This window comes from Legionella sp. (assembly GCF_049790535.1).
Taxonomy (GTDB): Bacteria; Pseudomonadota; Gammaproteobacteria; order Legionellales; family Legionellaceae; genus Legionella.
Genome location: NZ_JBAQZB010000061.1, coordinates 1 through 14,456 on the forward strand (window position 1 = coordinate 1; position 14,456 = coordinate 14,456).

Below are 14,456 nucleotides of genomic sequence, written 5' to 3' on the forward strand. Positions count from 1 at the left end.
GAGAAACAACTGGTGGAAGCTGACCTGCAAAGCGAGATCCATCAAGAGGTAACTCTCCTTCTAGAAGGGGCTTAAAACGAGTCACTTCTTTACCATGAAACCCTGCAACGGTTTTGATAATGCTTTCCGCCCGCGCTTCAGTGACGCTTCCAATACAACGCATCGTTTCACCCAGGCGCTCTTGCCAAAGTCTGCCATCCGCATTGAGCATGATTTCTACTGTTTTCGGATCACTAAGCGCCCCTTCAATCAAACCGCCTAAATCACGCTTTAGCTTTTCTTTGGCACGATCTTTAACCGTTATCCCTTGTTCTTCCAGCTCTATCATTGGGTTTAACCTCACATGCTTTTATCAGTTATTGATAGGACTCAACTCGTGTTTGAATTTACTGATTAAGCGGTCAACCACACTTTCTTTATTAGGTTCGCGCTCGCAATACCATTGCTCCTTTTGACGCTCACGATAAATGCGGCGTTGGATTTCATCTCGATGAACTGGAAGGGATTGAGGGGCATCAAAAGCCAGGCGAACCTCCCCATCCCGATAACCAACCACCGTGCAGTAAACATCCTCACCAATAACCACGGACTCCCCGACCTTTCTTGTTAAAACCAACATGGTGCTTCTCCTTTTTTATTTAAGTAAGTAGGCTTTGCATTGCCTGATATTTTCGTCAACCACAGCCCTAGAGGCTGGTTGATGTTCTTCGTTTGCGACATAAAAAGAATTGCGCTTTTTAATGTCCCGACAAAAACCAATCATTTGCGGCAAGCTAGGCGGCATTCCACAATGATCTCTGCACGCCAAAATGGCCTGATTCAAAACTTCATCGCTAAAATTCTCCAACCCTTCTAACCACTCTTTTTTGGCAAACTCCAAAAATCCATCACTCTTAAACTGGCTGCGCCACAAGTGTCCGTAGAAGACTGCAAAGCAGGTAAACAGGTTCTCAATGCGCTTTTTAGAGCTGTCTGTAACGTTGCAGGTTGATGACGTTTGATTGCTGGTATTCGTCTTCACCGATGCTTGCTGTGTCTCCTGTTTCTGGGTTCCAGAATGGATCATGGGCTGTTTTGTTAGTATTTGCGCGACGCTTCTCATTCCTGATCTCCTGCTTTAATTCGACTTTGACTTCATCTTCCCAGCATTTTTGCGACAACCAGTTCGCTGGAAATTTCCAGGCTGGAACCCATTCGCTATGTGCTTTTTTTGCCTTATGGGCTTTGATTTGTTGTTCAAGGGCTTGCAACATGATTTGCAGCAGATGCTCATCGGGATTGATTTGCTTGAAGATTTCAAAAGCACGCTCACGTGATTTTTTTTCGGGGTACACACGCCAGAAATGGTCGAAGCCTTGCAATAAATAAATATAATTATTTTCTTTTATTAGAGGTGTGTCGGCTTTTGAGAGTTTTTCTGTGACGGGTTTCTCTGAATAACCTTCGTAAAACCCTTTATTTTCAAAGGATTGGTCAGAACAAAATGTGACTGCTTTTTGTGACGGGTTTGTGACTACTTTATTTTGAGAAAAATAACCTAAAGTTGCCAAATTGCATTTTAAAATCAGTTGCAGATCTTCTGACTGTAAACTGATTACACCAGCGCGCTGCAGCGCGGATAGAGCACGTCGAGTTTGTGCACGAGAATACTTTTCTCCTTTTACGCCTTGATGCGCCTCAATATAAAGCTCTTCGGCAATCGATTGTAAGCTGACTCGCCTTTTAACACCAACAATCCCCGTTTTAACGTCCATATACGGTCGTACACCTCTTAAATAAACTAGTTGTTGTGCATGGGGTAACCCATACAGTGCTTCAAGTTCCTCACTATTAACCATAAAATCCATGTGCTAATATCCTTAATTCACATAATTTAGAAATTATATGGGTTTATTTTTATAAACTCATGTTAAAAATTAATCGTTTAATTGTCAACAAAAATAAACTATGTTGTTTGTATTTTTTTATAGAACAGATTTTTATTGATTGAGAATGCAGAGTTGCATTGATATTATTGGTGATGTGGTTTAATTTTATAAACCATATGTTTGAAATTTTTTAGAGAGAATAAGTGTCAGACCCTATCGGAAACCCTAGCGATATCATCAAAGACAAAATAAAAGAAGCTGGTATTAAGCAAGTACATCTTGCTAAAAAACTCGGGATTAGTCCGCAACACCTTAATAAAATTCTCGCTAAAAACCAAGATAGAAGCCAATACCTGCCTAAAATAGCAGAAATTCTGGGCTTAGATACAATATCAGCTGGATTGAATAATATAACCTCAATACCGATTGTATCTGAAAAAACTCTAAAATCTTTGGCTAAGGGATCCATTTTATTTGAAGCATTAGAGCAAACGACTGCTCAATCATGGCCCACTACAGTACAAGAAGATTATTTTTTTTGCTACAGACTTGTAGAAAATATCAATTCTCAACTGTTTAAAAATGATTTGTTAATTTTTAGTTCGTCTCTACCTTGTGAGATGACTGGACGGATTGGCCTCGCTTTTATCGAAGACAAAGGGTTAATTTTTATAGGCACATTAAAGTACAATAAAAAAACAATAATGATTTATAATGAAAGGGATTGCTTTGAGTTTAAAATAGGCGATCAGCTAATTGGAATAGCAGTCCATTTAGAAAGAAATATTGAGGAAGGATTAAAATGACAACCAGAACGATTAAAAATGTTTCTCATGATCTTCTACCAATCATACACGATATGAATGATCAGTTGACACTCCTGCGTAATGTAAGAAATGCTAGTGATCACACGAAATTGCTTGATGCTGCTATAGGCAGTATTTTCCTGGTAGAAAAATATTTGCTAGCTTTAGATGCTGAAGCAGATGAACAAGGAATTGAAAAAGTTGTGTAATGTTTTTTATTGGGACCTGGCTGCTATTTTTAAATAAATGGAAACTTCTTCTCAATTATTTCTGTAATCCAAAAATACTCAGATTTTTTTAGGGCAATGTCAACTGAACCAGTGGCTATGTAGATTTTCTCAAAACCCAACTCATAAATTTCTTTAGCATAAGCAATACCATTTTTTTCGTCACGCAAATCTAGATCAATATAAATTGGGATATCCTTTGTAAATTGAGAAGCATGCATAAAAAACGCTTGGATATCATTGTACGTCACAATTTTATGATTTTTAGCCTCAGCAAAAAACTCCCAAGACTGTGTGTTTCTAGGTTCATCATCAATAAAAATCAAACTGATTTGTTTTTGAGAATTATGCTTTTCTTTATTATATAGTTTAAAATAAGGCACAAGATCTTTAGGCAAGATTTTAAATCCTTTTCCAACTGCGCTGTTCATAATTGTTGGATTATATAAGTAACTGGTTACTAAAACTTTTACAGAATCCCCAGGCGCTTGCTCTAAAATATCTAAACCATTTTGGTCTTCACCATAAAATTCATAGTCACAAAAAATAACTAAATTTTTACCTGTCACCGTTTCAAAAAAGGTCAAAGCTTCTTCTGGGTTATATAAATGATGGTATTTAACATGAGACAGCTTTTTAAGCATTTCATCCCATACATCATGAACAGAGCTACTGTCATCAATAATAATCAGCATTTCATTGCTATGAACTTGATATTCTTTTAAACACCAAGCAGGAATTTCACAGGGTGGAAGCGAAATATCCAGCGTAGTTCCTTCCTCTATCCTTGAAGTTATATCAAGCTGTCCATAAATTTGTTCTAAAAATGTAATCGCATGTGGCAAACCTAAATTGGCTTTTGTTTTTTCAAACTGAGCATTAGTCAAGATTTCTTTAAGGAGCTCTGAGCTCATTCCCCTCCCATTATCTTTAATAGAAATTAAAGAGCCAGCAATATTAGCTTCAAGAAATACTTCAACTGCCCCACTTTTTGGTAAAATGGCATTAACCGCATTATTTATAAGGTTAGATAGTACTCGCTTTAAATTTACAGAGCTCAGATAAACCAAGCTGAAAATATCATTGGGATTTACCGTAAACTCAAATTTTATATTTTGTTTCACATACTCCATCCGCTTTTCAGATAAAAGCTCTTGAATACAAGAATAGAGAAACACATAATTATCTTCACTGCGATCATCATTTTTATTTTTGTACTTGTAAAGCAAACTCCAAACAATATCATCTAAGCGCTGAATAGCCCTTCTTCCAAAAACGCGTTCAGTTTCCTCAAGCTTTTTTTCAACTAAACAAAAGAAAGAATCTATTGCTAATAAAGGGGAGCGTATATCATGCGCAACCTGTGCTAAATTTTTTCCTAGCTCGATTTCAACCTTATGATGTTGGTATTCTTCAATTTCTTTTGCAAGATAATTTATTTCCTCAATATATTTATACTTCAATGGTTTATTATTTTTCAGATTTGTTTCCAGTTCTTTAATTGGCTTTGCAAGGTGTCTATTCGTTAAAATTTTAATAACCCTGTGGATCATTAATAGGCCAAGCGTTGAAATAATAAAAATGATGATGGCTGGAATAAAGAATTGATAGGTATTTGGCGAGGCATACTTTATAGAAATAAATTCTTTAGTAGCTGATCTAGCAGCAAAAGAACCAAATTTATTGGAAGCAAATGGGTTAAAGCCATCGCATTTGTATTTATTTTCTATACAAGGTTGTATATTTCCATTGATTTTTGAAAGATGGGCTAGATAGGCACTCCTAGATATAAAAAGAATTATTTTATCATAACAGTTGCCAAATTGATTGTTAATTTGACCATTTAAATAGCAAAGATCCAGGCTAATATGAAATGAGGAATTAGTATTTCCGAGGCTTAAAATTGAACTACCAGCTCTATTAATAGCCTTGACTCCCAAAATAAAATGGTGGTCTATAAATTTTTTAAAAAGCACCATCATGTCAATAACATTTAATTTTCTACTGTATTCGCCCATGTTAAGATAGCTTACAAAATCCTGATCGTTTACAAGGATGCTGAGTCTTTCTGAGATATTGGATTGTAAAATTGAATTTACATTAGTAATCAGTTCGTTATTAAGGATTTTTGATTTTTTATCAAATCCAGAGTAGATAAACCACATAGCAATCAAACTTATACATAAGCTAAGCGCAATCAAAAATCTAATGAGTTTGTTAATGGCTCTTTGATAGGAGTCAAGGTTTTCAACTTTTGAGAAAAACATCATAGCAATTGCATTTTTACAGAGTGCAGAGAACTGCTCATGTTAAGTTATTGTGAATTATGCAAAAGATTATTCATTATTATCATTGCTAATTCTCAGTTTAATTTTGTTCCAATTGTCATTGTATTCTCTCTCGAAGTTTTCTACTGGCTGGATCATGCGTAATTGCGGAAGTGTCTTTTTTGTTTTTTCATACAATGCTATATACAATGCATCATCAATGTGATTTTTAAAATACGGAGAAAAATAATAGCTGTAGTTTTCAAAATACTCTAAGGTAGATTGATTTTGCAAGACACGGGCAACACAACTGGCTTCAGGGGTATCTTTCATTTGAACAATTAAATCGGTACAAATTGAGCTAGCATTCGAAGGAATAACAAACTTGTAGGGTTTACCCGTTTTTTTAATGTACAATAAGGCATCGCCGGACCAAATATAACTAAATGCAAAATTTTTAGAGTCATAAATTTTATTAAAATCACTTGTAATATGGATTTTGGTATCTTGAGTCATGCGTTTTAAATTTTTATAAGTCAATGAAACAGAGCCATCATTATTTTTCTTAACGCTATTATCATCGCTATAGCCAATGGTTAACAGATTCCCAATTTCTCCTGAATCATCAACAAGGATGACATTATTGTCTTTAGCTGACTTAAAAATATCGCTCATTTTCTCGTCAGGTTTAATCTCAATTAATGCTGGATTATACATGAAGCCCACTATGGCGTGAGTAAAGAAAGCCGTATTATGGGTATAATTATGCATTACATAATATTCCTTAAAATAAGGATAGTACTCAGCAGATGACTTCCAGAGATTACTATTCTCAATATTTGGTAGTTGATTTTTTATGGTTCCATAAACCATATTACTAAAAATCATCACATCATAAGAATCTTTATGCTTATAAAAATCGCGCAAAAAATCCGCATTGGTATAATAGGCATCGTGAGAAAAGTTTACATTACACTGCATCTCAACGGCTTTTTTAATTTTGGGATCTTCTAAAAAGCCATAAAAAGCAGTTAAATTGACTGTTTTTTTGGAAGGTGTATTTACAACGGCATGTATATTATTTGTCAAAAGTATACAAACGAACAGTAATAATTTTTTCATAGTATTATCAATAAGGGATTAAAGGATTATTCTTCATTTGCATTTAAATCAGATACTATATGTTGAGTATCTTGTATATACGCAAATCCAAAGGACAAATTTTTTAATGTCGCTAAATGCAACTCTTCGTTGACTGTAGACGTAGCATCATTAATAAAAAAGACTCTGTATCCATACATAAAAGCTTCCCTTGCTGTTGTTTCACAACAACAGTTAGTCATTACTCCGACTATAATAACATCTTCGATTTTATTTGCCTGAAGCACATTATGCAATTCGGTTTGAAAAAACGCAGAGTATTGGTTTTTGTCAATAACAATTTTGTCGGCGGTGTCAAAGTCGTCTATCATTTTCCAGCCTTCACTACCATATTCTATTTTGTCACCATTCCACCAATCTACCATCGATTTTGAAATTTCAGTGCTGTCATTATGACGCACATAAATAATGGTCACCCCTGCTTTTTCAGAGGCTTTAATAATGGTTTTAATATTAGTAAGTTGTTTGTCGCTGATCATATTTAAATCGTTGCGAAAAACATTTTGCATCTCTATAATTAATAGTGCAGCGCGTTTTGGGTTAACTACTAATTTATGAGTATTGTAATAGTCAATTTGCTCTAAATTCACTTTGTAATTCATAATATCTTCCAATTCTAAAAGAATACTTTCATCATAGGCATTGTTTCGCCACGCTGTCACACTTATATTTTCATCTGCCACAGCGGATGCAGAGGCCAATCTTTTGTAATGCCCATCGATCCGCAAATCCAAGGGTACTTCTTTAGCATAGGTAGAATCAACTCTTCACATTGAATTGACCAATGTTCCCCGTTTCCTGAGCAATTCAAAAGATATTTCAATATCAGTAAAATAAAAAACGAACGATCACTTCTTGCAGTTACGGGAGGTTGCCATAACTTATTTAGGCCATCTAATCTGATTCTAATCGACAATTCTCTATTCCACAAACGACTATGATGCGCACAAACATTGCGAACATAGGTCAAGAAATGCAACCAATGTGTTAGGGATTTTGGATGTAGTTGATAATTATCTGCAATTTTCCGTTTATCCTCATTCTTTAACCCCTTATAAAAAATAGATAAAGTACCAAATGATATAATTTCAGCAATCATCCAAATTGGGATAACAGGAAAACTTTTATACTTATCTTGGTAGTGTTGAACAAAGGTTTCTTTTGAATGCACTACATCCTTTTTTACTTGCATTAGCCATTCTGAATGAGAAAATTTATCGTGAAAATTGCTTGCTCTTTCGTGTGCAAAAGAGCCATATTGATTTGATAAATAATTAGTTAAATTTGCTCTTACTGAGATTTCAACACGCTCAATAGCGTCAAGCATGAGAAGTCTTAACTCACGATCAAATTCATAAAGTTCAATGACATTCTCAAAAGTATAATTTTCTTGGAAAAAATCAATGATCTTCCCTGCTTGATCACGTTGTTTAAATGGGAGCCAATAGGCAGATAAACGATAATAACTAATGTTTGCTAGAGTTTTTAATGATTCTTCCCAGTTGTTTATAATTAAGCCTCGTTTTTGCAACAATTGGAGTTGTGCATCTAAATCCAATACAGGCTTTACAAAATCAATCTTATGCATGATATTCCAAAAAAAAACCGCCAAGGTTACGCAAGAACGTTAGTTCTCTAGGCGTGGCGGTTGTGTTACTAGTATTATAATACAAATTTGTATTATACAATAGGCTGCTGTTAAAAAATGTTAAACAGCTCTCTAAAACCTAGAACAAAACCCTCTGTGGGGAATTTGCGGATTTGAGTACGACGCAGTTATACATCGTACTCCATTTGTAGTGGTTTCTTGCAATAGAAATTATAATAAAATCAATGTGTTAATCTTGAATTGCGGGACTCATAATCCGTTGGTCCTAGGTTCAAGTCCTAGTGGGCCCACCAATAAAATCAAGTAGTTACGTGTAGTTCGAGAAAGTTGAAGACCTCTGAGGGGCACTGATGGGGCACTCCGAAATAACAAATGACAACTCATCCCAACAATACTGTATGAAAAATAAAGACTCGATATTCCAAATGCTCTTTGATAAAGAGGGTAAAGATTCTCTATATACAGCTATCAGAAACGAACAAGACCCTTGGCACGCTGAAGCTAAAGCTTATTGGCAACATTTATATAACCAACACTCAAAGTTTCTAGATGATAACTACCCCGAAGAAATAGGCAATGATTGTATTAGCCGCTTATGGGAGCTTACCTTAATTAACTTTCTTGTAAAACAAGAGCCAAAAGGCCTTAAAAGACTTCATCACCGTAGCAAAAAGAAAAAAAGCCCAGATTTTTGTTTTGAAATTAATGGTCAGCGATTCTATCTTGAAGCCGATGCCCCAGGGGCTGGTAAGGCAGAGAAATTAAGGGCTGAGTTTGAAAACTTTAAAGCTAGAGAAACACCTATTGTGCCATATAAGGAAAGGCTTTGCTCAGCTATTAATATTAAAGGTGATATAAATTATCATGGTGGTAAAACCCCTGGCTACAAGGATCATATAGGCGAAGATGCAGGACTAATTATTGCTGTATCTATGGCAAAAATTCCCTCCTTCAATCAACCCATAGATTATAGAGTAGATTTAAGCTGTATTTTGGGCTTATCTCCAATGAAAATACCAATTGTACAAACTGAAAATAACGAGCGTTTTATGGGCTCTCCTTATTATGATCATGAACCTGAATTTGCCAAATCTCATTCAGAGTCCCCTATAAAAACAAATTATTTTACTGATGATGCTTTTAGCCACATTAGCGCTATTCTTATTTCTCATACGGGCTGGGTATTTTTCCCCGATATTGACCAAGATAAATATGATATGCATGTGCGCTGGGAAGACTCTCGTAATGATTATATTTTAGTTCACAATCCATTTGCGAAAGCCCCTCTCCCTCCTCAGCTTTTTCCTGTTTATAGGGAAATTTTTCCTCAACAAATGAACTCACAAGTTCATACCCACACTGAAAGCCTCGTTTAAAAAAATTAAAATTTATGCATTTATAAATTTTACTAACCTGCATCATAACTAATTATTATTTTGTACTATAATTACACAGTGGCGTCTTGCCTTATTATTATTTATCTCTGAGCAATTGCTGTGGTGAAGGGCAATAATGCTCTAAGAGACTTGGGCTAACCCAAGAAAAATAATAAAGGTGTTTTATGCTGAACAAGCTAAAAACCGTTTTTGTAAGGCAACATTGGAGAAAACTTTCAAGTTTCCCCATTTTTGTTCGTGCTTACTGGCGGTCACAACCAAGTAGACGTTAGGTCTACATAAGGCGTTTTCGCCACTCCCCCTATGGGGATAAGGAGTAAATAATATGGATATTATTGCTGCATTTCGTTGGGACAGCACCGACAAATCTATTAGTTACATGGTAATTGATGATAATTTTCGAGTACGAGTTATCCCTGTAATCACAAAATTGACCAAAACGAATCTAAACTCATTTTTTTCTGAAGCAAAGAATATGATTAACTCCTTCTTTAAAGAGATTGAAAATATTTATCGCGGTAACCCAAATTGTAATGTAAGCATTGAATATAAGATTGTGGGGCACGGAAGTCCTGCTCATCATTATCATACAAAAATGCACAAACCGAGTGAGAGCACTGAATTTGTTAGAACGACTTTTTTTAATGATTTTGATCAATGCAAAGAGAAATATCCTTCCCTACAGCTAGCTGAGAAACAATATCGAACCAATTTAAAAAAACCCGCATTAACTGAATTTAAAAGAGGATTGGATAATTTAGATTTAATAGAACAGAAAAAAAATAATGCATATCAATATCATCTTTGGGCTTTAATACTCCATGCAACAAAATCAAATTACCATAAAGAAATTACTAAACTAACAAAAATACTTAAATCGGAGAAAGAGCAGCAGATAAATAAGAAGAAGCATCGCGTAGCATAGCTGTAGCTATGTCTACTTCCATATTCAAATTGTGTATTAAATGAAAGGTCACTAGTGAATTATTTATGAGCTCTTGATTATGAATTTTTCCTATTCTGTTTAAAATCAATGAAAGTTCCTTACGCCTTATCCATACTAGGTTAAAATCATTTGATTTTAGTGATTCATCAAGGTTTTGCTTAGCACCACGAAGATATTGAAGAGCTGCACCCAGAGGATATTGGTTAATCGATTGCTCACTAATCTTAGATGCCATGATTAAAGTTACAAATTAAAATGTTCAATATTTAATCATATATTCTTATGAATTACAATATCCTTCTTAAAAACAAACCAAATGGCACGCTCAATGTAAAACAAAGGGTAAAGATTTATTGCTTCGTGTTGTCTTTTTTTTCCCACCAAGTTTTAATTTTTTTCCAGCATTGGGAAACCAAAGAAGGAGCTATATCACCAAAATTGCTAATTAATCGGGTAAAGAAGACCCCTAAACCCAGAATAATCAACATTGGCCATGGAGGTAGGTAGCTTAGAAAACCTATCTGCGTTATTGAAGAAAGAGTAGCTTCTTTAGATATTTTTTCTTGTTCTAATTTTGAACTTAAAATTTCTTGATTAGCGATTTGTGAGGATGGAGCAAATGATAAAGATTGAGCGACTGCTGAAAAATTAGTTTGATGTTTTATATCAAAATTTTTTATCTGTTGAGGAGTTAAATCTTGTGGATGAGATAACAACTGATTTAAATAACCTATTTCATTTTCTAATGTCTGCTTTTTGAATTGTACATTAGTGTTTTTCCTATAAATAGAGTCGATAAAGTAGTGATAGGAACAGACCATAAGAAATGCTGTTAACACTGCCAGTGCCATATTTAATAAGCCAAAATATAATTTTTCAGTCATTTTCATCCTTGGTAACGTGCTATTAATTTTCATTAATAGTGAATTTTTAATTTCAAGTGCCCCACTAATGCCCCTCAACCATGGATTATTAGTAATAATCACTTAAAGATAAAGGTCATATCTAATGTTATCATAAGATTACTTATCCGATGTTGCCATTTATTTTAAATTATCGTACCCTCCCGCCAACATTCACTATCTGTAGTTTCTGATAGCAAACATTGAAAAAAGAATAAGCCGATAGTGTCGCTATCTCATGATAGATTTCAGCAATCCATGGCTGAAATCTAATCGCACAACGCGACAAGTATGCCTCCGGCGGCCCTGGCCGTCCTGCGTCCGTTCATTTTTTAGTCCCCTATGGGACTAAAAAATAGCACTTCCACAATGACTGACGCCTTTTCGTATGCCTTATATTTTGCCTGCGGCAATACATCCGGCCCTAAGGCTACCAGGGACTACAGGCCTCATAAAGTGATTTGGCTTATGGCAAAAAATCTTTTTCTTATCCAGTACTTCAACAATTATTCTTTGGAAAATGAATAACATTGGCTTATAGCTTGCAAACTTTGCTCACCCATGATGACTGGAATAAAAAACGGTGGATATTTATTCTTTCTTTTGGTGATGATTTCATCTCTAGATAGATTAATCACTATATGATCATTTTTTTTAAAAATGGGAAACGATCTACCCTCTTTTGATAAGCCACTTAATTTGGTTTGTAACTCAGAAACAGGGATATTTACCTTCCAAATACTAATCACACCATTGCTATATTTTATATTTTCATCTGTAACCTCAAAAGCTTCAAGCGTAGCTATAAAGCCAGGAGCATCTAGTTTTCCAAGTGTTTTGGTGAGTTCTTCAGCCATATAAGTAGAAATTTTGACCTTCGCTGAAACCTCAAAATTATTACGACTAGTATCAGATGCCGATTCTTCCTTCATCGGTATCTGATGAACACCTTTATTTTTGTCGTACTGCTTAATTAGCATTTCAAAAGATTTTTTCAGCTGCTGATAAGACTCTGACGCCTCTTGGCTAGAACTATGTAAAGGTGTTGAGCATAACCATTCCCAAAAAAGCAACGTATGCTCTTGGTTAATCTGCGCTCCTGCATTAATTAACGCCATTGCAATTTTAGGATGGCAAAAAAACAAAGCAGCATCTAATGGCGAGAAATTAGGTAGTTCATCTTTACTAGAAAGTTTTTCTTTTAAAGCGATAAATTCGTCTTCTCTCCAAGAAGTAATGGCTGTTTGATGTAATTCTCCAATGTTCCCCTTAATCGCTCTAAAGACATCGGCTCCTTTTTCAAGTAATATCTCCACCACTTCTAAATAGCCATTTTGTGCGGCTATAAAAAGAGGTGTAACATCTTCATTCGATGCAGCATTAACGTCAGCCCCTTGTTCAAGCAATTCCTTTACCACTTCTAGATGGTCATTCTCTGCTGCAAAGTGAAGAGGTGTAAAACCTTTCTTTGTCACAGCATTAACATCAGCCCCTTGTTCAAGCAATTCCTTTACCACTTTTAGATGGCCATTCTCTGCTGCAAAGTGAAGAGGTGTAAAACCTTTCTTCGTCACAACATTAACGTCAGCCCCTTGTTCAAGCAATATCTTTACCACTTCCAGATGGCCATTCCGTGCGGCGATACAAAGAGGTGTAACATCTTCATTCGACATAGCATTAACGTTAGCTCCTTGTTCAAGCAATGTCTTTACCACTTTTAGATGGCCCTGGTGTGCTGCAGAGTAAAGAGGTGTAAAACCTTTCTTCGTCACAGCATGAACGTCAGCCCCTTGTTTAAGCAATATCTTTACCACTTCTAGATGGCCATTCATTGCGGCTATATACAGCCAACTTCCTCCGGGCCCATTTATTTTTGCCTTTTCTGCTGTAACATCATGTATTTGTTTCCAGCTGGCATTAGCGCGCCATACCCCCCAAACCTCATTTGCTTTTGAGACTGCACCACCAAGGGAAAAAACTGTAGTTGACAGAATAAGGGGGCCATTTGGAAAAGATTTTTTTAGCTCTTGGATAAGTAATGTTAAGTCTGCTTCTTTGTGCCCATATCTAACATCATGGTTCTGCAAGCACCAACCAGAATTAATATCATAAGCCAACATAATTGCGTGATTATAACAATGCAATAGCAAGGCACAACGCGATTTTTCGTCTATCTGAGCTTCTGTTATCGCTTGCTGGTAGCTTTGCAAATAGGTAACTATTTCATCATTGTTATATAAGCCAGAAAAAGAGCATACTTTACGTATTCCCCCTCGTCCCTGGATTAATTTACTCTGAGCTACAGAGGCTATTTCTTCTACATTAAATTGTGTGAGTTGCTTGTCAGATGGGAATAACGCCAGATACCTATCCGGTGACTGGTATAATGCAACTCCTTGTAAAAAAGCTTGGATATCTATCCAATCTTGTCTATCGTCCCCTTCGCACCTTGGTCCCTTTTTTATTATTTTATCAAATCGTTCCGAATATCTTTTATACTCCTTGGTGCCCTGCAGATAAGCCTGAATAGCCATCATAGCAAGACCAAAACACACGCCTCCTTCCTCTATCTCAAGCCCAATTTGTTTCATAAGTTTCATAACGGGGGAATTCATTAGCATACTCCAGAGTACAATTTAAGCTATTCTGTCTATTAAGTTGAACTACTTTTTATGATTTAAACCAGATAAGTGTAGATTGACTAGTTCTGCTCTTTATTTCGAATATACAATAGAAAAATTAAGGTACTATTAACTCATCTTACACAGCAGGCTTTGATTAATTTTAATAAACCGTATCCAGAGTCTGCTCGTTTGAGCGTCGCTTTAAGATTTGCAAATTCTTATACATACATCTCTAATGAGCTTAGCTCCTTTACAAGGACTAAGCCCATCATTATGTAAGACTATTGATAAGCATCTATTTGATTAGCAAAGGAATCAGGTGATGCCGCATAACCCGTAAAGAGCGGCAGCATTAAATTCCATTTATTTTTCTTAAAAAAAACAGGGAATAATAAAATCCAGAACCGTTCATTAAAGTGGGACAGAAGAAGGCATTTAACACTGAAATGAGATTATCTGGTCCCATTCGTTATTAAATCATTGAAACCAGACAAAGAATAAAATAATATAACCATGCAGTTTAAAAATCTGTACTTAAAGCGCTGATAGAAGAGACGGCAATCTCAACTACCAGCTAAGCCACAACAATTACTTTTGGGAGTAAAATATCATGACCTACGTCATTATTATTCATTTTACGAATAATTTT

14 protein-coding genes and 1 pseudogene are annotated in these 14,456 nt (G+C 35.5%); 4 read left to right on the top strand and 11 right to left on the bottom strand.

Annotated features, from left to right (window positions below):
* The 4 genes and pseudogenes from WA877_RS03280 to WA877_RS03295 all read right to left on the bottom strand — a co-directional run.
* A pseudogene (locus WA877_RS03280) lies at positions 1 to 328 on the bottom strand (P-type conjugative transfer ATPase TrbB); the annotation flags it as partial.
* A 24-nt stretch (positions 329 to 352) separates the two neighbouring features.
* Positions 353 to 619, bottom strand: coding sequence for a carbon storage regulator CsrA (csrA, locus tag WA877_RS03285; protein WP_425169504.1), 267 nt, complete (start codon positions 617 to 619; stop codon positions 353 to 355).
* Between the two features lie 15 nt (positions 620 to 634).
* Entirely contained in the window at positions 635 to 946 is a 312-nt protein-coding gene (locus tag WA877_RS03290; protein ID WP_425169517.1) for a Vir protein, read from the bottom strand.
* Between the two features lie 16 nt (positions 947 to 962).
* Positions 963 to 1,847, bottom strand: a complete 885-nt coding sequence (locus WA877_RS03295; RefSeq protein WP_425169505.1) for a hypothetical protein — start codon at positions 1,845 to 1,847, stop codon at positions 963 to 965.
* Positions 1,848 to 2,071: 224 nt separating this feature from the next.
* On the opposite strand from WA877_RS03295, the gene WA877_RS03300 reads away from it, so the two are divergent.
* Both WA877_RS03300 and WA877_RS03305 read left to right on the top strand, forming a co-directional pair.
* A complete protein-coding gene (locus WA877_RS03300) occupies positions 2,072 to 2,674 on the top strand; it encodes a helix-turn-helix domain-containing protein (RefSeq protein ID WP_425169506.1) in 603 nt (200 codons plus the stop codon).
* Positions 2,671 to 2,883: a hypothetical protein gene (locus WA877_RS03305; RefSeq protein WP_425169507.1), complete on the top strand. Its 213-nt coding sequence runs from the start codon at positions 2,671 to 2,673 to the stop codon at positions 2,881 to 2,883. Before WA877_RS03300 ends, WA877_RS03305 begins: the two co-directional genes overlap by 4 nt.
* A 29-nt stretch (positions 2,884 to 2,912) precedes the next feature.
* Here WA877_RS03305 and WA877_RS03310 read toward each other — a convergent pair whose 3' ends face one another.
* The 4 genes from WA877_RS03310 to WA877_RS03325 form a co-directional block, all read right to left on the bottom strand.
* Complete coding sequence (locus WA877_RS03310; RefSeq protein ID WP_425169508.1) at positions 2,913 to 5,171, bottom strand: sensor histidine kinase; 2,259 nt, start codon at positions 5,169 to 5,171, stop codon at positions 2,913 to 2,915.
* 66 nt (positions 5,172 to 5,237) lie between these two features.
* On the bottom strand, positions 5,238 to 6,290 hold the full coding sequence (locus WA877_RS03315) for a hypothetical protein (RefSeq protein ID WP_425169509.1): 1,053 nt from the start codon (positions 6,288 to 6,290) through the stop codon (positions 5,238 to 5,240).
* A gap of 26 nt (positions 6,291 to 6,316) precedes the next feature.
* Positions 6,317 to 7,012, bottom strand: a complete 696-nt coding sequence (locus WA877_RS03320; RefSeq protein ID WP_425169510.1) for an isochorismatase family protein — start codon at positions 7,010 to 7,012, stop codon at positions 6,317 to 6,319.
* Positions 6,994 to 7,917 (bottom strand): Abi family protein, encoded by a 924-nt coding sequence (locus WA877_RS03325; RefSeq protein WP_425169511.1) that lies wholly within the window; start codon positions 7,915 to 7,917, stop codon positions 6,994 to 6,996. Before WA877_RS03325 ends, WA877_RS03320 begins: the two co-directional genes overlap by 19 nt.
* Before the next feature lie 419 nt (positions 7,918 to 8,336).
* Here WA877_RS03325 and WA877_RS03330 point away from each other — a divergent pair, with 419 nt between their 5' ends.
* Both WA877_RS03330 and WA877_RS03335 read left to right on the top strand, forming a co-directional pair.
* Complete coding sequence (locus tag WA877_RS03330; RefSeq protein WP_425169512.1) at positions 8,337 to 9,314, top strand: hypothetical protein; 978 nt, start codon at positions 8,337 to 8,339, stop codon at positions 9,312 to 9,314.
* 346 nt (positions 9,315 to 9,660) lie between these two features.
* Positions 9,661 to 10,260, top strand: a complete 600-nt coding sequence (locus tag WA877_RS03335) for a hypothetical protein (protein ID WP_425169513.1) — start codon at positions 9,661 to 9,663, stop codon at positions 10,258 to 10,260.
* Here the strand turns inward: WA877_RS03335 and WA877_RS03340 are convergent.
* From WA877_RS03340 to WA877_RS03350, 3 genes are all read right to left on the bottom strand, one after another.
* The gene (locus tag WA877_RS03340) at positions 10,208 to 10,516 is read right to left on the bottom strand and encodes a hypothetical protein (RefSeq protein ID WP_425169514.1); all 309 of its coding nucleotides are present in this window, start codon (positions 10,514 to 10,516) and stop codon (positions 10,208 to 10,210) included. The two genes, WA877_RS03335 and WA877_RS03340, sit on opposite strands and share 53 nt — an antisense overlap.
* A 115-nt stretch (positions 10,517 to 10,631) precedes the next feature.
* Positions 10,632 to 11,165 carry a hypothetical protein gene (locus WA877_RS03345; RefSeq protein WP_425169515.1) on the bottom strand — a complete coding sequence of 178 codons (534 nt, stop codon included), beginning with the start codon at positions 11,163 to 11,165 and terminating at the stop codon, positions 10,632 to 10,634.
* Between the two features lie 524 nt (positions 11,166 to 11,689).
* A complete protein-coding gene (locus WA877_RS03350) occupies positions 11,690 to 13,798 on the bottom strand; it encodes an ankyrin repeat domain-containing protein (protein WP_425169516.1) in 2,109 nt (702 codons plus the stop codon).
* Positions 13,799 to 14,456: the final 658 nt, after the last annotated feature.

Bases quoted from the DNA above. Each gene is read 5' to 3' on its own strand.
- csrA (WP_425169504.1), bottom strand. From the start codon at position 619: ATGTTGGTTTTAACAAGAAAGGTCGGGGAGTCCGTGGTTATTGGTGAG.
- WA877_RS03295 (WP_425169505.1), bottom strand. From the start codon at position 1,847: ATGGATTTTATGGTTAATAGTGAGGAACTTGAAGCACTGTATGGGTTA.
- WA877_RS03305 (WP_425169507.1), top strand. From the start codon at position 2,671: ATGACAACCAGAACGATTAAAAATGTTTCTCATGATCTTCTACCAATC.
- WA877_RS03310 (WP_425169508.1), bottom strand. From the start codon at position 5,171: ATGATGTTTTTCTCAAAAGTTGAAAACCTTGACTCCTATCAAAGAGCC.
- WA877_RS03315 (WP_425169509.1), bottom strand. From the start codon at position 6,290: ATGAAAAAATTATTACTGTTCGTTTGTATACTTTTGACAAATAATATA.
- WA877_RS03325 (WP_425169511.1), bottom strand. From the start codon at position 7,917: ATGCATAAGATTGATTTTGTAAAGCCTGTATTGGATTTAGATGCACAA.
- WA877_RS03330 (WP_425169512.1), top strand. From the start codon at position 8,337: ATGAAAAATAAAGACTCGATATTCCAAATGCTCTTTGATAAAGAGGGT.
- WA877_RS03335 (WP_425169513.1), top strand. From the start codon at position 9,661: ATGGATATTATTGCTGCATTTCGTTGGGACAGCACCGACAAATCTATT.
- WA877_RS03340 (WP_425169514.1), bottom strand. From the start codon at position 10,516: ATGGCATCTAAGATTAGTGAGCAATCGATTAACCAATATCCTCTGGGT.
- WA877_RS03345 (WP_425169515.1), bottom strand. From the start codon at position 11,165: ATGACTGAAAAATTATATTTTGGCTTATTAAATATGGCACTGGCAGTG.
- WA877_RS03350 (WP_425169516.1), bottom strand. From the start codon at position 13,798: ATGAATTCCCCCGTTATGAAACTTATGAAACAAATTGGGCTTGAGATA.